The following is a 19641-nucleotide window of genomic DNA, read 5'->3' as shown; positions in this document are numbered from 1 at the left end:
TATAAGTCAATATAGATCAATACAGAGAGCATATTATGGCGACCGATACCCTTATCAATGACTTTGAATTACCCTTTCAGTTGTACGATGTCTTGGATACTCAGAGCCTTTGCAGTAGTGCGAAGTTTGATGAGCATAACCGCGAAACCTTTGATGCGGTGTTAGATACTGCCAAAAAAATAGCAACAGACTTGTTTCTGCCGCATAACCATATCGCAGACAAAAACGAACCGCAGTTCGATGGCAAAACCGTCAGCATGATCGATGAGGTCAAAGTCGCGTTTGATGCCTTTCGTGATTCAGGATTTATCGCAGGTCGCTATAGCTTTGACGATGGTGGGATGCAATTACCAGAGACTGTGATGACAGCGGTAGCCGGTTATTTTATGGCGGCTAATCCTTCGACGACCGCCTATCCTTTTTTGACCACCGCTGCGATCAATGTGATTTCACATTTTGCCAGCGATGAGGTAAAACAAGCCTTTATGCCGCGTATGCTGACGGGTGAATTCACGGGTACGATGGCACTGACTGAGCCGCATGCAGGCTCATCATTGGCCGATATCAGAACCACAGCGACGCTACAAGATGATGGCTCTTATCGAATAAAGGGCAGCAAAATTTACATCTCTGGGGGCGATCATGAGTTATCTGACAATATTGTGCATTTAGTATTGGCCAAGATTCCAGGCGGGCCGGGTGGGGTTAAAGGCATCTCATTATTTGTCGTACCAAAGTTTAGATTGGGTGATGAGGGTGCAATAGGCGAGCGTAATGATGTGCACTTAACGGGGCTGCTGCATAAGCTTGGCTATCGCGGTACGACTTCTACTTCACTGAGCTTTGGTGATAAAGGCGAATGTCACGGCTATCTGGTAGGCGAGCCGCATTTTGGTTTGCGTTATATGTTTAAGATGATGAATGAGGCGCGTATCGCGGTTGGCTTTGGCGCGGCGATGATTGGCTATCGCGGTTATCAGTACTCGCTCGATTATGCTAAAGACCGTACTCAAGGTCGTATCGCCCCGAACAATAAACCTGAGCATGACGCGACCGCTATCATCAATCACGGTGATGTCAAACGTATGCTACTGGCACAAAAAGCCTATAGCGAAGGTGGTATTTCATTGTGTTTATATGGCTCAAATTTGATTGACCGTATTAACACTACCGATGACGATACGCTTAAAAGCGAGTTGTCTGAATTGCTTGATTTATTGACTCCAGTACTCAAAGCTTGGCCGTCAGAATATGGGCCAAAAGCCAATGATCTAGGTATTCAAGTGCTAGGCGGTGCAGGCTACACCCGAGAGTATCATGCCGAGCAGTTCTGGCGCGATAATCGACTCAACCCTATCCACGAAGGCACAAATGGCGTACAGGCGCTGGATTTATCCTTTCGTAAGTTATGGCAGAATAAAGGCTTAGGTATTCAAATTCTAAAGCGTGAAATCACCACTGATTTGGAGAGTATCACCACCCCTGAGACGGCTAAGCTGGCAGGTAAACTCACGCCTTATATGGGACATTTGCATGACGTGTTAGTGCATCTAAGCAAGGTATTACCTACCGAAAAAGCTATTACTCTGACAGGTAATGCGCAAGCGCTCATGAATATATTTGCCTCAATTGTAGTCAGCTGGATTTGGATCCGTCAAGCCAGCAAAGCTGAGCAGCTGCTTATTAATGTAGAAGCTAACGATTCGCAAAATGCTGATAAGCAAAACTTTTATAAAGGTAAAATTCAGGCGGCTAAGTACTTTATCGATTGGGAGCTGCCGACTATCCAGCGCGATATTGCGCTATTAAATAATGACAATGCGGTGTGTACTGACATGCAAGCGCAGTGGTTTTAGCATATGTAGAATGTTACCAGTTTACAAAATAGCACAGCTCGAACTCTGATATTCAATAAAAGGAAGTAATGATGACAGATATATTAAATTTACCAGCATCGAATGTTACAGGTAAGCGAGTCCTGATCACAGGTGGCGCATCAGGTATTGGCGCAGCAAGCGCACTATTGCTAGCTAGTCGGGGCGCTAAAGTGGTCATCGGTGACATGAATGAGGAGCTAGGGGCAAGTATTGCTCGGCAAGGAGTAGACGCAGGCAATAGCATCACCTTTAAAAAGGTCGATGTGACCAATGGCGATGAAGTACGTGCACTATTTCATTTTGCTATGAAAGAGCTTGGCGGTCTCGATGTCGTGATTAATAATGCAGGTATCGATCATAACCCTAAGCCGATGCATGAGCTGAGTGACGATGATTTTGATCGTAGTATCGCGGTCAATTTAAAAGGCGTCTGGCACTGTATGCGTGCGGCTGTCGCTTGTATGGCGGGCAGTGGTGGCGGTCATGTGATCAATGTGGCTTCTATTGCGGGTCTGCGCTCAGCGCCGCTGCTATCGGCTTATAGCGCGAGCAAACATGGCGTGATGGGTCTTACTAAGTCAGCCGCTCATGAATATGCGCGGGTCAATATTCGCTTTAATGCCGTATGTCCGAGCTTTATCGATACGCCTATGGTACAGAATACGATGGCCAAAATGGACGAGCGCGCGCAAAAAGCCACTATCAATGCCAGTCCACTGCGTCGCTTAGGAAAAGTAGAAGAGGTCTCTAGCGCCATTGCTTGGCTGGCGAGTGATGAGAGCAGCTTTATGAATGGTCATGCCTTTACTCTAGATGGTGGGATGTTGGCTTAAATTGCGCTATAAATGAACGTCACTATAAATAAACAGAAACTATAAAAACATAAGGAATAGTAATGGAAGACTTATTTGACTTAACAGGCAAGATTGCTTTAGTGACAGGCGCTAGTCGCGGTATTGGCGAGTCTATCGCGCGCCTGCTAGCTACAAGAGGCGCACATGTCATCGTCTCTAGTCGTAAAATCGATGCCTGCCAAGCGGTTGCCGATAGTATTGTGGCAGATGGTGGCAAGGCCAGTGCATTTGCTTGTCATGTTGGTGAGATGGATCAAATCGAGGCCATCTTTGCGCATATTAAAGACAGCTTTGGGCGCATTGATATTTTAGTCAATAATGCCGCGGCTAACCCTTATTATGGTCATATTCTGGATACGGATGTAGCAGCGTTCGAGAAAACCGTCGATGTCAATATTCGCGGTTACTTCTTTATGTCAACCACCGCAGGTCAGATGATGGCCGAGCAGGGTGGTGGTGCTATCTTAAATACCGCTTCGGTAAATGGTATAGTAGCAGGCGATAAGCAAGGTATTTATTCTATTACCAAAGCCGCAGTTATTAGCATGACCAAAGCCTTTGCCAAAGAGTGCGGTCCGCTCAATATTCGCGTTAATGCACTACTACCAGGGCTAACAGACACTAAGTTTGCCTCAGCGCTGACCTCTAATGATAAAGTATTGAACATGGCACTGCATGCCATTCCGCTAGGACGTGTTGCGAACCCTGATGAGATGGCAGGGACGGTATTGTACTTAGTATCTGATGCCTCAAGCTATACAACGGGCGCTTGTATTATCGTTGATGGTGGAATGTTGGCTTAGGTTAATGTTGGCTTAGGTTTTAGCAACGCTATAAACAAACATATCCTCAGATCAATAAAAAGCACAGACTATTATTTAGACTGTGCTTTTTATACTATTAATATTAAGTCATTGATTATCATCAAGAAACTAGTATTGCGACACGATTACTATCGTATCAGCCACATAATCAATGTTACTGCTATATTTAAAATATAAATTGAATCTATAAATCATAAACCAGATTACTTCTTAACTCAATGTTATAGTAATCTGACTTTAGAGCTAGTTATACTGTGAACAATACAAATGATATGATTGAGGTTTATAGCAAAAATGCAGTCAAACAGTACTGAAAAAACTATCGCAACTCATAACGATTTCGCCAACATTAATAGCTGGTTATTCGTGCCTGCGACTCGGATGGAGCGAGTGGCAAAAGCTTTTGCCAGTGGCGCGGATGCCGTTATTGTTGATTTAGAAGATGCCGTCGCTCAAGCAGATAAAGCACAAACGCGTATAGCTATACAAGACTATTACCACAGTCAAGACTATCAGCCTATTTGGCTACGAGTTAATAGGGCGAGTAGTGTAGAGTTTATGGAAGATATCGCGCTGTGTCAGCAGTTGCCAAATCTAGCTGGCGTAATACTAGCCAAAGCTGAGCAAGCCGCCGCTATCGAATATGTGAATCAAGCGACTAACTTACCCGTTATTGCTCTGATTGAAACCGCGTTAGGATTGTCTCAAGTCGATAACATGGCAGGTGCGTCAGGATTGCTGGCTTTTAGCTATGGATTCTTAGATTTGTGTAATGATTTAAACGTACAAGTTGGCACGCCAGCGGCTGATCATATTGCCAATCAGATTCGCTATCAGCTGTTAGTTAGCTCCAAAGTGCAAGGGTTACTGGCTCCTATCGATACTGTTTATCCTGATTTTAAGGATAACAAAGGTCTTTATGATAGAGTAATACTATGGTCGCAAATGGGTCTGTCAGGCATGCTGTGTATTCATCCTAAGCAAGTGGCCGTTATCCAGCAGTCCTTGCAACCTAGCGCGGCTGAGCTTGATTTTGCCAAGCGAGTAGTCGTCGAGTATGAACGGAGTCATGAGGCGGTATTTGAAGTCGATGGTAATATGGTGGATGCGCCAGTGATTGAGCGTTGTCGTCAGCTATTGGCAAAGTGGCCGAACATTTAATAATAGGTTATGATAAAACCTCGTTAATCATTCAACATACCTTATTCAATACACCTTAGTAAAACGCTATGATCTTTATTACACCTAGTATCAGCCTCGATGATAGTGAGATTGAGATTACCGCCATTCGTGCGCAAGGAGCAGGCGGTCAAAATGTCAATAAAGTATCTTCCGCCATACACCTACGTTTTGATATAACCGCATCCAGTCTAAGCACTGTTAATAAACAGCGCCTCATCGATAGTAAAGATGGACGTATTACCAAAGATGGCGTACTTATTATCAAAGCTCAGCAGTTTCGCACCCAAGAAAAAAATAAAGCCGACGCTTTTGAACGCTTGCAGAGCTTTATCAAAAAAGCCACTTACGTCACCAAAACTCGCAAGGCTACGAAACCAAGCAGGAACGCTAAACGTAAACGCGTGGACAAAAAGACTCAGCGCGGCAAAACCAAAGTGCTACGTGGTAAGGTCGATTATTAAAAGATAAAAATAGATAGGTAAAAAGTAGGGAGAGTTATGAAAAAAGTTATGTTTATAGGCTACGGCTCGATGGCAAGAAAAGTCCATCAGATGCTACCTGAGACTGTCGTCCTGTCAACAATTATAGCCAGTGAAAGAGGTGCCGATAAAATAAGAGCTGAGCTTGGCGATGATATAAAGGTTATTACAACGGTCAATGAATTGTCTGATACACCTGACTTAGCTGTTGAGATGGCAGGGCAAAGTGGTCTTGAAGCGCATGCTATTGGGGTTTTAGAGAGAGGTATCCCTCTTGGTATCGTATCAGTAGGTGCTTTTACTGATGACAAGTTTGCACGCGTTTTGCATGATACTGCCCAAAAAAATGGGGTAAAAATCCATATATTAGCTGGAGCTGTCGCGGGTATTGATGGTATCAATGCGGCAAGCTTAGCAGGACTCAATGAGGTGACTTATCAAGGCCGCAAAAAACCTGAGAGCTGGAAGGGCAGTCATGCCGATGAGCTGATCGACTATGATAACTTAGAGCAAGCTGAAGTGTTTTTTACCGGTAGCGCTAGGCAAGCGGCTAATTTGTTTCCTGCTAACGCTAATGTGGCCGCTACTATCGCGCTAGCAGGGGTAGGTCTAGATGATACTAAGGTTGAGCTAATCGTTGATCCGACGCTTGAGCATAATATTCATCATATTGTAGCAAAAGGTGTGTTCGGTCAGCTTGAGATCAGTATGATAGGCTTACCTTTAGCTGAAAACCCTAAGACGTCGAGCCTAGCGGCTTTTAGTGCGCTACGATTATGCTGTCAGCTTGATCAGGTTTACCAGATGTAAAGGCAGAGCTCAGGCTTTGTAATAAGCAAGGCAATAAGCAAAACAATAAGAAAAATAGTCGTTACCAATAAATAACTCAGTATTAGTCAGTATAAGTAATGAAGCCTTTCGCTTTTAATGGGCGATACTTGAAGCGCAAGCCCAACCTCATTAAATAAATCAAGTTGATTAATATATTTTTAGTCACTGTAATTTTATGGTAATATGGCATCAACCAAAAACAGTTCAACGCACCTATCTCATCGAGTAGCGATGAGTCTTGCACAATAATGATGGGTGTATTATCAATTGTGATTAAGCGTAGCGGTCAAAGGATGATCGTGAAAGGTATTAAGGAAGTCATTTAGCGGTCTGTAGATGTACCCCCAAACCGTATCAGATATTCTAAAGTTAATTGTCCGAACTACTCCCTGATTTGCAAGAGATAACGACTCTGGTTCTGCCCAAGTGCGCCATGCCTGATACCAATAATATTGAACTTAATATTAAACTCTTGACAGACAAAGCAATTTGACGTGTTTCTATCAGCACATCTGCTATATATTAAAACATAAAATATTATCTAAAGCACAACTCCGTGCGCCATTAGAAATAACCGCAGTTATCACTCAACAAAATTCAAGCAACACAAACCGCCAAGCTATGTCTGAGGATTTTGACCATAGCTTAGCCTTCCAAGCTGTATATTATTGAGTGTCTAAAGAAAAGTTTTATCCAAACGGCTAGGCTTCTTCTTTGCTCCATGAGTTCAAACATCATGATCGCAGCACAAAACCAAAACCACTAAGGAATACTATAAATGTCAACAAAAAGTACTTATTACGCCCCAACTGGTGGTCTGCCTCCACAAACACAATTGCTATCTGATCGCGCTATCTTTACCGAAGCTTATGCGATTATTCCAAAGCGCGTATTAACTGATATTGTTATTAGCTACCTGCCTTTTTGGGAAGGCATGCGCATGTGGGTAATTGCCCGTCCTTTGACTGGTTTTTCAGAAACCTTCTCGCAATACATCGTTGAAGTTGCACCAAATGGTGGCTCTCAAAAACCTGAGCTAGATGCCAAGGCTGAAGGGGTTGTATTCATCGTTGAAGGTGAAATGGACATGACTATCGAAGGCGTGTCGCATCACCTTGAAGCGGGTGGCTATGCATTCTTACCACCAGGCTGCAAATGGTCGCTAAAAAACAACAGCGACAAGCATGTTAAGTTCCATTGGATCCGTAAAGCTTATCAGTTCGTAGACGGTATTGATGCGCCTGAAGCTTTTGTTACTAGCGATCATGATGTTGAAGCTATTGAAATGCCAGGTACTGATGGCGTATGGACAACCACTAGATTCACCGAGCAGTCTGATATGCGTCACGACATGCATGTCAACATTGTAACCTTTCAGCCAGGCGGTGTGATTCCATTTGATGAAACTCATGTTATGGAACATGGCTTGTATGTACTAGAAGGTAAAGCGGTCTATCACTTAAACGCTGAGTGGGTCGAAGTAGAAGCAGGAGACTTTATGTGGTTACGCGCGTTCTGCCCGCAGTCTTGCTATGCTGGCGGTCCTGGTCCGTTCAGATACTTGCTGTATAAAGATGTAAACCGTCATATGCCGTTTATCCGTCCAGAAAGATAAGATATTATAAGTAGTATTTATATTACTTTTGAAAACTGCGCTATCAATGCTGTTGATAGCGCAGTTTTTTTGCAACCAGAAAAAATGTGTAGCCCTTATATTTAAGGACTACACAGTTCGGCATTTCGACAGTATTTAAATATCAGTATTAGGCATTAGTTTTCAAATACTCTAACATAGTGTCCGCATCTGATACTTCAAAGGGGTCGATTGGGCAGTTATCGCCAAAATCAGCTTCCTTAAACACTTTTTTAACTTCTTTATTGTCGACAACCATCGAATAACGCCATGAGCGCATACCAAAGCCAAGATTACTCTTATCAACAAGCATGCCCATTTTACGAGTGAACTCACCATTACCATCAGGCAGCAAGAAAACGTTTTCACGGTTTTGCTTTAGGCCCCATTGGTACATGACAAAGGCATCATTGACAGAAATGCAAACGATTTCATCTACGCCCAACGCCTTAAACTCACTGTATAGCTTTTCATAACGAGGGAGATGGCTGGTCGAACATGTTGGCGTAAAGGCACCTGGTAGCGAGAACACAACCACTTTTTTATTAGCAAATAACTCATCTGTGGTTAAGTCATACCATGTGAATGGGTTGTCTCCTCCGATAGATTCATCACGAACACGAGTCTTAAAAGTCATATCAGGTACATGGGTAATCATTATTTACTCCGATTTAGGGTATTGTATTTTTTTCCAAAATGCTTCATTTATATAACAATAGTTGTAGCAGTCCACAAGCAAATCTTTAAGCTCATATCCACGATATAAGCTATCAAAGTAAATGGTAAGAAAAGCCAAGTCAAAGATTAGTTTATCCCAAAGGACTTATCTTTATTGACAGTATGGTTTATCTCATAGGCTTTTGATGGCCATATTTATGATGGGATAGTGTTATGGGACGGTTCATACTACCTTTTATCAAGTTACGTTACCACCAAAACTATGCAAAAATTGACTTGTAGTTTCTGATCGATTCGACACAAGGCTCTCACTGACATCAAGTTGTTCCAATGCTTTTAGGTTGGCAATACTATCGGGCAGATGTAGTGCGTCACGATCACGAGGAACAGTACTGTCAGAGCTGCCATACCTATTATGGTTATCAATCCCGTCTCATATCTCTCTCATCCAGCCTTCAACGCGCGTATCTTGATTGCGAGTCTTATCCAGAGAGTGACGCCTATGTAGATAGTAAATTTGATGAGGCAGCGTATATAAGTAAAGTTAGCAGCAAAAGTAAGTAATGATATAATGTCCCGATAATCGATATTTTATAAAGGAGTTAAATTATGTCTCGTACCGCCAGCGCACTACATATTTTAGTAAAAGACAAAGAGTTAGCTGAAGATATTATTGCCAAGCTCAAAAAAGGTGGCCAGTTCGATGTGTTGGCTAAGAAACACTCAACCTGCCCATCAGCTAAAAAAGGTGGCAGCTTAGGTGAATTTAAAAAAGGCGACATGGTGCCAGCATTTGATAAAATCTGCTTCAACGGTGAACTATTTATCCCGCATTTGGTAAAAACCAAATTTGGCTGGCATGTGGTGAAAGTGCTTTATAGAACATAAAAGTTAGAATTGGAGCTTTGGTTGTAAGCCAAAGCTTTTCTATAGTTTGGTCATGGTGCTGATTTTTGGGCTTTTAATATATTATATAAAGCTAAAGATAAGATTGGTTAAAGAATTACAAAAACCGCTGCAGCTCTTGAAAATTAGACAAAAAAAAGCCTCACTTCCTAGTTAAGGAGTGAGGCTTTTAGTGCTTTTTCAAGCCATATTTGGAGCGGGAAAAGAGATTCGAACTCTCGACCCCAACCTTGGCAAGGTTATGCTCTACCACTGAGCTATTCCCGCTAATTATCAATTAACTATCGTCAGTTGATGAGGGCACATTATACGCAGTTTTTTGAGCGTGTCAATACATAGTACTAGAAAAATTAAAAGTAAGTAAATTGGCATATTATCCTAACCTTCATTTATGTTATAACAGATTATTATAATATACATTCCAAAAACTTTCCTTTCTATAAATAGGCTGGAATGCAGTTTTATAATTACTTTTATCATATTTATGATTTATAAACATTACACTTAAGGATAAGTAGTATGAGTCAACAATATACCATCGCTGACTATTTATTTGAGCGTATCGCTGAGGCAGGCGCAACTGAGATCTTCGGGGTGCCAGGTGATTTTAATCTAGCGTTTTTAGATAATATTATTGAATCAGATAAGCTGCGCTGGGTCGGTAATACCAATGAGTTGAATGCAGGTTACGCCGCAGATGGTTATGCCCGTGAGCGTGGTTTTGCAGCTATGGTGACTACCTTTGGCGTAGGTGAGCTATCGGCAATCAATGCTACCGCAGGCTCATTCGCTGAGCATGTGCCAGTACTGCATATAGTTGGCGCGCCATCGACCAAGCAGCAACATGCCAAACAGCGCATTCATCACTCATTAGGGGATGGCGTGTTCAATCATTTTATTAAGATGGTAGAGCCAGTTACTGTAGCTAGAGCCCAGCTCACTGTCGAAAACGCAGCTTCTGAGATTGATAGAGTCATTCGGATGGTGCTCAAAAAGCATCGCCCAGGCTATCTAATGCTATCACCAGATGTGGCAAGTCAGCCTATCTATCCACCGACGACTAAGCTTGTCGATAGTGTGGAGGATGTGACTAGCCAAGCTGCCCTAGCAGCCTTTAAACAAGGACTGATAGACTTTCTGCCTAATAAGACAACGACTTTGATGGCAGATTTGATGGTGCATCGTTTGGGTTTGCAAGATCAGCTCAAGGCGCTGATTGCAGATACCGTAATTCCTTATACTACACTATCATGGGGCAAGACTTTATTAGATGAAAACAGTGAGCGTTGGGCTGGGACTTATGCTGGCATCGCTTCACGTCCAGTGGTCAAAGATGCGGTTGAGAACTGTGAGTGCTTAATTAAAGTTGGTGTGCAATATACGGATACTACTACCGCAGGCTTTAGCCAAGATATTGATGACAAGGTAGTAGTTGATTTGCATTACGAGCGCGCTAGTATTAGCGGTCAGAATTATGCCCCTATTGCGCTAAAGGATGCTTTGCAAACGCTACATGAGGTTATGACATCGGGCATAGAGATCACGCCTATGCCTTTAGCTGATGAAGTACATCCGTACGAGCAGAACGGCGCTGATAATGAGCCCATTCGCCAAGATGATCTATGGCATATCATTGCCGATCATTTAAGTGCTAATAACATCGTCTTTGCTGATCAAGGCACCTCTTATTTTGGTATTAGTGGGGTGCGCTTGCCTGAAGGAGTGGTTTGTTATGGACAGCCGATGTGGGGTTCGATTGGCTATACGTTGCCAGCCAGCTTAGGGGCAGCGCTTGCTTCTACACACAAGCGCAGTATCCTACTTATCGGTGATGGTTCGGCGCTTTTAACCATTCAAGAGATGGCGACTATGATTCAACAAGGCATTAATCCTGTAATCGTACTGATCAATAATAGTGGCTATACCGTTGAGCGTGCTATTCATGGGGCAAACCAGCGCTATAACGATATTCCTCAGTGTGATTGGCAGCTGATGCCGCAAGCGTTTGGTGCTAATAAAGACAACAGCTTATCTATCAAGGCTAAAACGATGGGTGAATTAAAGTCCGCTCTAAAAAAAGCAACCTTAGCGACGAATAAGTTAGTAATGCTTGAGGTGGTGACTGATAAGCATGATATACCACCTATGCTTGCCGATATTGCTGCTGCGCTTAAATAATGGTTCTAAAGAACGATTACTTTTAACAATACAAAAAACCCGTTCAATTATGAACGGGTTTTTATGATTAGGAAGTTTGATAACTTAGAATAGTAGAGATTAAAAGTGAACTTTTAATAGGGCACTTGGTACGCTTTGAGTAACGTCTTGACCAAACTTATTATTCCAGTAGCTGTATTCAACACCAAGCTCAACACGGTTATCTATACCAAGCACTTCTTGCAAGTTGTACTTGATCTGCGGGTTGATGTGTAAGCTGTCTTTTTTATCATCGTTATTAAAAGAGTAATCAACATAACCATCGACGACGAAATTATTCTTTTCCCAACCGTAAGTTAAGGTAATTTGTTGGTCATCGGCATCACTAAATGTATCGTCGTTAAAAGCGTGATAAAGCGATGCCGAAGCGTACTTCATACCATCGATAGGGATATCTAAATCAACACCAACGCCCACTAAATAGTTGTCTTGCTCAAAACCGCTACTACTGGTTCCAAACTCATAAGTACCTGCTAGATTAACTTGTTTGATAAAGCTGTTGCTATAGTCTGAGATCTTGAACTTAGGTGATAGCTCACCATAGATATCTTTGGCTCGGCTGCCCGCCGCATCGCTGGAGCCTTGTAGGCGATCAACGAAGAAGAATAGACCACCCCAGTCAAAGGCTGATGCATGCTCTAAAGTAAGAGTAGTCAATTCGCCCTCTTCTGCTAGCTCATAGTCAGTGCCATAAAGGACTGAAATACTGGTATCAGAAAAAAAGCGTTTGGCATTGGCACTCGTAGACATCGTGCCCATAGCGATAACAGCAACGGCTGCGATAGTTAACGGCTTAGTGACAGATAGGTTTGATAGATTAAAACGCACAGTGTAACTCCCTTATGTACAGTCGTAATTTCCCTAGCAGTCTCGGCTATAGTGGCACGTAACAACGGGTTTTAACTTCCTGTCAAAACGCAGCATCACCACTAGGGGATAAGTAGATATAGTTTAGATAGTCAATAATGACTTAATCAGTAATAACTGTGAATAAAATAACGATGATTATTAGCGCTATTGGTTATCTCAAAGAGTTACTGAATGACTTGAACCATTAACAAAGTAACAGAACGTTTACTTATGGTTTAAAGCAGTTAACCATACTTTCTAAAGCCTAACAACTCTAATTTATTCCAAAGTAAAGGTACTTTAAGTGTCGTTATGTCACGAAAATAAGCTAAAGCGCTGATTTTAATAAATAAAATTGACCAAATAGTCAGGTTTTATTATCGATAAAAAATAAAAATAATTTGTAACAATGGTAAATGAACTTATCAGCACTCTAAAAAATTAATTATATAGCAAAAGCAAAGGGTTAGATTCAGTTACAAAAAACTGAGTCTAACCCTCAAGTTATGACATCTTTGTTTATTAAAGCCCGTTATCAAAATGCTCGTTCAGCAAACCACCATAAAGCTATCGCCACACTAATCAGCGAGCCCAAATAAAATATAGCTATCTTATAAAACTGCGTATGACGTAGTAATAGCGCTATCGGGAATACTACTAAGATGAATACTAATTGTCCAAGCTCAATACCTACGTTGAAGCTCAATAGTGCTAATACACGCTCGCTGGTGGCTAATGGTAGATCTACTAACACATTGGCAAAACCAAAACCGTGAATCAAGCCAAACACAAACGCTAGATAAATAGCACGCACCCGTAACATAGGCACTAGGTTATTGAGCGCAGCAAAGGCTATCGATAGAGCGATGACAGACTCAATAAAGGCGGCTGGGATACTGACGATATCTAGAGCCGCTAGTGTTAAAGTGATGGAATGGGCGAGGGTAAATGAGGTGGCGATCCAAAACACCTCAACTAGCGCGGCTTTTGGTTTGCTGACAGCTACTAATCCATGTTCCTTGCGAGAATATACGGCGGGGATAAGTAACACAAATAAGAACAGTAGATGATCCCAGCCGATCAATAGATGGTGAATACCGCTTTTTAGGAATATAGTCGCTGTCGCCAGCCAGCCTGTATCAGCAGCTGCTCCTAATGGACTTTGTCCTACTGCCATGACTTGCACGGGTAGCCCGCCCTCTATCTGGGTCAAGATCAGGCGATGATTGGCATCGACACCTGCTAGTACCTGATAGTCAAGGCTTGAGATGGGTGCTGAGCAGCTTAGTTTGAAATTAGTATATAAATAATTAAAACCGCCGCGATTGTTGATCGCTAAGGGCGCAAAGTCGGTGGGCTGGCAAGCTTGGGTATCTGTACTAAGCTTGACTTGAGCGCCAATCAGCTGCTCTATCAGTGTCGATTGGGACTTCACCTCAGCCCAGCTGACTTGACTGTCATTGTTGGCATCTATATTGATAAGCAGTGCGAGATCTCGCAGGGACAGCTCATATTCAGCATTATAAGTATTATCAGCGCCACTTTCAGCGCTAGTGGGTTCTAGATTTAGATAAGCGGTACTGGCTTCGTGAGCCTGTAGCGTCGTACAAGTCAGTATTAGCACCAGTAAAGTTAAGTAGCGATAAGTATGACGCCAGATGAGGCTACAAAAGACACTCATAGTGGTATCTCCTTAATAGATAATGGACTAACTGCTCGCACTGTATTAATAGGGTTTATTGTACCTAGCCGATCAACAGCATTCATAGCGTTAGTCGTGCCTAAGGCTTTTAGATTTAAAAGACTGCTCAATGAATCATGAATAAAAAAGTCAGAACGGTAAGCGGATCTGCTAGAAGCTTGAATATCAGAGGTTTGACAGTCTAAGCAGCCACTGATTTTACCTAAGCGCAAGTCGCGCTCTAGAGCAGGGTACTCGTAGTTATTATCGGTAATAAACTGTTGAATAACTTCGATATCCTTGTCACTGCCTGTTTTGATGGCAGCGGTTGCATAAAGAATAATATCGGCAGTTTCACGCTGTTGCTGCCAGTTTGCACGAGCCAGCTCAAGTGCTGAGTCAAGCTGATTAGTCAGTAGCGCATAAGTAGCTTGCTCGCGAATATGGGCGCTCTCTTCACGTAGTTGTAGGGCTTGCATGCGCTCCTTCATAAGTGCAAGGTTTTGCTGCGCCTTTGGATCTTTAAGCTTAAGCTGAGCGGTAATAAGCCTGAGCAGTAGTGCGTCTTTGTCAGTATGATCTTGGAGGAGCTGGCGGGCTTGGCTGTATTGCCCCGTCTTTAATAGCCAGTCTGCTTGCGCCATGAGCGCGGGCACCGTATCGCTATCCATAACTCTAAAGACTTGCTCGGCAAGATCGGTATCTCGACTACGCAAAGCGGCATCAGCTTGGATAAGGTATATCCAGCGAGCAGTAGAGGGGTCAAGTCCAGATGCGATACTAGCAAGACTACTTAGCGTCTGTTTGGCTTGCTCAAGCTGGCCTGTCATGGTCTGGATCTGTGCCATACAGGCTAGCTGATAGACGCGTAATGAGCTATCAGTGAGCTTTTCACAGTGCTCCATAGCAGGTTCATACTGACCTTCTACGACTAGCAAGGACGATAAGGTTAGTAGGGCATCGGGGTTATTAGGCTCTTTGGCTAATATTTGTTCCAAAGTATCTTTTGCCTTATCGAACTTATGATCAGATTGTAGCGCCCGTGCTTTTAACATTAGCGTTGCAGTGTCTTGCTTGGTGGTTTGATCGAGATGAGCTTGTGCTTGTCCTAGCGCTCGTGGATCACCTTGCAGATAAGCACGTTCTAAGAGCTGTTCGGTTTGAGTATTATTAAGTGGTTTAGTCGATGTCGAAAAGCTTTGTGCATTAGTATAAAGAGGAGGCGCTACGTTTGTAGGAAGGATCGCTAGTATTTGTTGATCGTTAGCTGGAGTAAAGGGTGCAGCATATAGCTGTGAGCTAATAATAGATAATATAAGGGTCAAGCCAATGGGACAGTTGATTCTGTGCATGCATTTTGTTCTGCGCATAAGGTATCTCCATTAACATATAAACAAACACCCAATCATTTGCATGATCAGGTGTTTTATTTAATTAAGTTTAAATTATAATGAAGCGTTGGCACCACTCACCTTTACAGGCTCAGCTAGGTTCGCCTCAGGTAGTACAATACGGCTAATATCTTGCGGCTCATCGGTATCTAGATTACGACTCGCTGCAATAACCGCTTCGACTTGACTAGCAGCTTGTACCGCTTTAGCTTGGTCTATGGCTACCTCGCCAATGTTTTGACTATTGAATCCATCATCGTCGTCATCACCAAAACAACCGGTAAGCACCATTGACCCCGCCATCAATACGGCTAAACATATGTAACGCATTTTGTTTCTCCTTAAATGAGGCTTATGAATCGCTTGAGTTAGTATCTGTAGCACCTGGGTTAGGCGTTCTTAGATACGGAAAGACTGAGTCAAATTCAGCGGCGGTTTTACGAACACCATCAGTGAATCCAAGTTCACCTGCAGCAGCATCCTTTGGAACACAAGTAGCTTTTGCATCTAGGCCAGCATGACATAACACACCCATAGCCACTCTTAATGAGACGTCAGTGACATCATCACCAGGTCGGCGACCATTCGGGAATCCTGCATTATCGCCACCAATCACGCCCAAATCATCTTGAGTATTAGCAGGTTTTGTAGCAGTGCTAGTATTTAGGCGCAGCATATCCCCAAGCACTTGATTAGCATTAGCAGGTCTATTAACACCTGGTACACCTTTCAAAAACGCTGTGACTAGATCTTGACGTGGGAAATTAGTAGGCGCTTTAGCACTTGGGTATAACACTTGAATCAAAGCTGGAAGCGTAGGATAGAATACATAAGGCGCAAAGTTAGCCGCATCATTCTTTGGCTCTGAGGCATTGAATTTATCTTTATCTTTGAGTCCGATGACCACTTCGTTGACCAGTGGCATACCTAGTCTTGACACTTGCGTCCACGCGCCACCCTTTTTGGTTGTCGTACTAATACCAGATTCAGGCGATGGATTCACTAAAGTGGCTTGACGTACGCTCGCAGTTGTCCAAGCACCAATTACAGGATCGACTTTATCTAAGCTACCATTATCATCTGAGTCTATTGCTAACGTTGAGTTAACTAGACAGGATTTTGGCACCTCCATAGCGATAGAGGTTACGTTTTTGTTAGCTAAGATATTGGTACCCGCTGTACGAGAGCCTAGTGGATTTAGATTAATGAGATCGAATACTCTACCCAGATCGATAGCGAAGCTCTCAGCGCGTTGACCGACGAATACTTTACCCATTTTTCCATTTGCGCAGCTGCCCATATCTAGGGTTTTAACAAAGCCATTCGCATAGGCTGGATAGCTATCATTTGGGAAAGACTTAGTACCGATGTAATCAAAAGGCTTTTGATAGCTACCTAAAGCGGTACGATCGGTACTGCGTCGATCGCCTTTGACCATGTTGATAGCATAGCTCTCATTGGTTTGTACGTTACCTGGCATAGTAGCGTTGCCAATGTTAACAAGAGGTACTGCAACCTTTGCTGTACTTGGATCGCCATCGGTATCCAGCTCAATGCTATTTAGCTGTTGAGTAAATCTAAACTGGAAAGTGATATCTTCGACCGCATCGCCATTGTTATCGACATGGATCTCATACAGAGCATCGTCATCGAGTGAGAAATAATTAGGTCCGCCATAGGCATCTTGCAATGGCAGATAGTTAGCGATAATTGTGACATAATCCTGTCGGCCATTCTCATAACTATTAAACATATAAAGATCAGTAGCGTCGACTTTTGGAGATTTAGTGATAGAAGGCGCTTCACGATGGCTTGAAGCTAATGCAGTGGCACTGGCACAAATGGCCATGGCTGCTATAAGGGCGGTTGCAGTATGTTTCATACGAATCCTTGTAAAGAAACTGAAGTGATAGTTAAGATAAATAGGTTACTATCCAAAACTCAATAAGAAAAATTAAATAGTCGTCTTATTAAGTTAATCTTAACTATACACCTATCTTTTTGTATCTAGTAGGTTTTTTATCAGAAAAATCGTATCATCTATCGGTTTTTACATTTAATTACAATGACAAAGATTATAAATTCAAATCGCTGATTCAAGCGGATCTTGACGAAAAAACTTTACCATAATCGCATAAATCTCAGGATAAGCATCGACCAGCTTGCTTGGCGTTTCAAAAAACACTTCGCTCAATACCGCAAAGAACTCTGCTGGATTGGTCGCGCCATAACGATCGAGTCCCGCCTTACGATGCTTTTGAAAGTCCGCAAAGCCATGCTCCATAGTCTGCGTCCATCGACTGGCATCCATATCAGGCTGTAGCGGCGGGAAGCCATTGGCACGACCGTTCAACATATCGAGCTTATGCACAAACTCATGAATCACCACGTTATGACCATCACGCTCGCCTGAGTGTTTGGCATCACTCCATGACAGAATGACAGGACCACGTAGCCATGCTTCACCGCTACGACTATGACTGTTTTGATGGACGATGCCCATTTCATCGATAGTCGTACTATCGTTCTTAAAAGCGCCTGGATAGATGATAATAGACGACCAGCCTGCATACCACTCAAGGCTCAAATTTAAGATAGGCAGGCAGGCTTGTAGAGCAATGGAGCGCTTGACGCTGTCGGTAATAACAAAGCCTTGTGCGCCGCTAAATGATTTGTCATCGAGCAGTAAAGTCGCCAAATCAAACAGTCGAGTGAGCTCGTCCTCTGTCAATCTATTGAGTATCGGAATTTTCTGCGCAGCTTGCTGCCAGTCTGTGCGCTTGAATGGGCTATTATCTAAAATACGCTGTTCGCGCCAGTCTTTTATTATGCTAAACATGCTCTGTATCCTTAAGACGGTTTGGTATGACTGAAATGGCTTAAAGTATTTGTTGTTATCATTCGAGGTATTGCAGCTATAAAGTTAATAATTTTCGCGGTAACCTTTATACTACGCAAATAAAGTACCTCGTTATATAGGTAAGTCGTTATAGCCACTTTGCCTTAATCATGCTGTATAAGCACACCTTAGATTGAGCGTTATGAAACCTACTGTACAAGCCCAGCCAGACTCTCGCCAAACCCAATATTTTCGAGTTATATTAATGGGCATTAGCGCATTTGTGATCAATACCACAGAGTTCGTTCCTGTAGCGCTGTTGACCGATATCGCGCAAGACTTTTCTATTACCACTGCCGAGACAGGGTGGATGTTGACCTTGTATGCTTGGATCGTCGCTGCCTTGTCACTACCACTGATGTTATTGACAGGTAAGCTTGAGCGCAAACGCTTACTGCTAGCAGTATTTGTAGTATTTATCGCCAGCCATGTGCTGACTGTTTTTGCGTGGAGTTTTGAGATATTGATGATTAGCCGTATCGGTGCCGCCTCAGCGCACGCGATATTTTGGTCGATTACCGCGGCCATAGCCCTACGCGTGGCACCTAAAGGTAAAGGCGCGCTAGCACTAAGTGTCATAGCTATGGGCACCTCATTAGCTATGGTGCTCGGCGTTCCCATAGGGCGCTTGATCGGGCAATGGTTCGGTTGGCGGACTACTTTTGCGGGTATCGGCGTTATGGCGCTTATTATTTTTATCCTGCAAGCTAAGCTGTTACCGACTTTACCCAGTCAGTTTGACGGTGATTATAAAAAAGTGCCAGAGCTGCTCAAGAACCCTTTGTTAGTGGGACTGTACTTATTCATTTTACTGGCATTTACCGCGCACTATACCGCTTACTCTTATATCGAGCCTTTTATGCGGGAGGTGGGATTTATTGGTGAAAGCTCAGTAACCTTAGTGCTGTTAGTATTTGGCGGGGCAGGACTTATTGGCAGCGTGTTGTTTAGTCGGTGGGGTGAGAGATCGAGCCAAACCTTACTCGTCATATCTTCGCTATTGTTAGCGCTGTCGATGCTTGTCCTATTATGGGTGGTAACCTCGATATGGCTGTTGAGTATAACGACGCTGATTTGGGGCACTGTGCTGATGCTACTGATACTTGCCGTTCAGGCCAAAGTCATTATGATCGATAAAGGTGCTCAAGATGTGGTGATGGCGATGTTCTCAGGCATTATTAATTTAGGTATTGGCGCAGGCGCACTGATTGGTGGCTATACGGTCACCCACCTGACGCTGCCTTTTATCGGTTTTGTAGGCGCAGCGATTGCGGCTTTAGCTCTAATGCTAATACTATTTATGATCAAGCGCTTTGCTAGGTTACGTTAGATGATGTTAT

Annotated in this window: 17 protein-coding genes and 1 tRNA gene; 10 read left to right on the top strand and 8 right to left on the bottom strand. The window is 43.1% G+C overall.

The features are described from left to right. Positions 1–35: 35 nt before the first annotated feature. From ACR63T_RS08190 to ACR63T_RS08160, 7 genes are all read left to right on the top strand, one after another. Positions 36–1856, top strand: a complete 1821-nt coding sequence (locus tag ACR63T_RS08190) for an acyl-CoA dehydrogenase (RefSeq protein WP_472783657.1) — start codon at positions 36–38, stop codon at positions 1854–1856. A gap of 68 nt (positions 1857–1924) precedes the next feature. Then, positions 1925–2710, top strand: a complete 786-nt coding sequence (locus tag ACR63T_RS08185; RefSeq protein WP_472783656.1) for an SDR family NAD(P)-dependent oxidoreductase — start codon at positions 1925–1927, stop codon at positions 2708–2710. Positions 2711–2772: 62 nt separating this feature from the next. Then, positions 2773–3534 carry an SDR family oxidoreductase gene (locus ACR63T_RS08180; RefSeq protein WP_201569337.1) on the top strand — a complete coding sequence of 254 codons (762 nt, stop codon included), beginning with the start codon at positions 2773–2775 and terminating at the stop codon, positions 3532–3534. A 315-nt stretch (positions 3535–3849) separates the two neighbouring features. Beyond that, positions 3850–4716, top strand: coding sequence for an HpcH/HpaI aldolase/citrate lyase family protein (locus tag ACR63T_RS08175; RefSeq protein WP_472783655.1), 867 nt, complete (start codon positions 3850–3852; stop codon positions 4714–4716). A gap of 68 nt (positions 4717–4784) precedes the next feature. Beyond that, a complete protein-coding gene (gene arfB, locus ACR63T_RS08170) occupies positions 4785–5198 on the top strand; it encodes an alternative ribosome rescue aminoacyl-tRNA hydrolase ArfB (protein WP_201569333.1) in 414 nt (137 codons plus the stop codon). A gap of 36 nt (positions 5199–5234) precedes the next feature. After that, positions 5235–6026, top strand: coding sequence for an aspartate dehydrogenase (locus ACR63T_RS08165; protein WP_472783654.1), 792 nt, complete (start codon positions 5235–5237; stop codon positions 6024–6026). Positions 6027–6825: 799 nt separating this feature from the next. Continuing rightward, positions 6826–7662, top strand: a complete 837-nt coding sequence (locus tag ACR63T_RS08160) for a bifunctional allantoicase/(S)-ureidoglycine aminohydrolase (RefSeq protein WP_201569329.1) — start codon at positions 6826–6828, stop codon at positions 7660–7662. A gap of 148 nt (positions 7663–7810) precedes the next feature. Here the strand turns inward: ACR63T_RS08160 and ACR63T_RS08155 are convergent, their stop codons facing one another. Next, positions 7811–8338 (bottom strand): peroxiredoxin, encoded by a 528-nt coding sequence (locus tag ACR63T_RS08155; protein WP_305898384.1) that lies wholly within the window; start codon positions 8336–8338, stop codon positions 7811–7813. Positions 8339–8967: 629 nt separating this feature from the next. On the opposite strand from ACR63T_RS08155, the gene ACR63T_RS08150 reads away from it, so the two are divergent. Further along, positions 8968–9246, top strand: coding sequence for a peptidylprolyl isomerase (locus ACR63T_RS08150; protein WP_472783653.1), 279 nt, complete (start codon positions 8968–8970; stop codon positions 9244–9246). 210 nt (positions 9247–9456) lie between these two features. Here ACR63T_RS08150 and ACR63T_RS08145 read toward each other — a convergent pair. Further along, positions 9457–9531: transfer RNA gene (locus tag ACR63T_RS08145), tRNA-Gly, on the bottom strand. 252 nt (positions 9532–9783) lie between these two features. Here ACR63T_RS08145 and ACR63T_RS08140 point away from each other — a divergent pair. After that, positions 9784–11442 carry an alpha-keto acid decarboxylase family protein gene (locus ACR63T_RS08140; protein ID WP_472783652.1) on the top strand — a complete coding sequence of 553 codons (1659 nt, stop codon included), beginning with the start codon at positions 9784–9786 and terminating at the stop codon, positions 11440–11442. Between the two features lie 99 nt (positions 11443–11541). Here ACR63T_RS08140 and ACR63T_RS08135 read toward each other — a convergent pair whose 3' ends face one another. From ACR63T_RS08135 to ACR63T_RS08110, 6 genes are all read right to left on the bottom strand, one after another. Beyond that, positions 11542–12309: a DUF5020 family protein gene (locus ACR63T_RS08135; protein WP_472783651.1), complete on the bottom strand. Its 768-nt coding sequence runs from the start codon at positions 12307–12309 to the stop codon at positions 11542–11544. A gap of 556 nt (positions 12310–12865) precedes the next feature. Continuing rightward, positions 12866–14011, bottom strand: coding sequence for a HupE/UreJ family protein (locus ACR63T_RS08130; RefSeq protein WP_305898380.1), 1146 nt, complete (start codon positions 14009–14011; stop codon positions 12866–12868). Continuing rightward, on the bottom strand, positions 14008–15381 hold the full coding sequence (locus ACR63T_RS08125; RefSeq protein WP_472783650.1) for a tetratricopeptide repeat protein: 1374 nt from the start codon (positions 15379–15381) through the stop codon (positions 14008–14010). The genes ACR63T_RS08130 and ACR63T_RS08125 overlap by 4 nt, the downstream gene beginning before the upstream one ends. Positions 15382–15456: 75 nt before the next feature. Beyond that, positions 15457–15732, bottom strand: a complete 276-nt coding sequence (locus ACR63T_RS08120) for a hypothetical protein (RefSeq protein WP_201569296.1) — start codon at positions 15730–15732, stop codon at positions 15457–15459. A gap of 22 nt (positions 15733–15754) precedes the next feature. Beyond that, complete coding sequence (locus tag ACR63T_RS08115) at positions 15755–17284, bottom strand: DUF4331 domain-containing protein (RefSeq protein WP_472783649.1); 1530 nt, start codon at positions 17282–17284, stop codon at positions 15755–15757. Positions 17285–17485: 201 nt separating this feature from the next. Continuing rightward, positions 17486–18241: a M90 family metallopeptidase gene (locus ACR63T_RS08110; RefSeq protein ID WP_472783648.1), complete on the bottom strand. Its 756-nt coding sequence runs from the start codon at positions 18239–18241 to the stop codon at positions 17486–17488. Between the two features lie 202 nt (positions 18242–18443). On the opposite strand from ACR63T_RS08110, the gene ACR63T_RS08105 reads away from it, so the two are divergent. Next, positions 18444–19631, top strand: a complete 1188-nt coding sequence (locus tag ACR63T_RS08105; protein WP_472783647.1) for a sugar transporter — start codon at positions 18444–18446, stop codon at positions 19629–19631. Positions 19632–19641: the final 10 nt, after the last annotated feature.

The sequence above is a fragment of the Psychrobacter sp. M17(2026) genome, assembly GCF_055699815.1.
The sequence above is the reverse complement of the archived record's forward strand: the minus strand, read 5'-3'. Positions and strand labels throughout refer to the sequence as shown.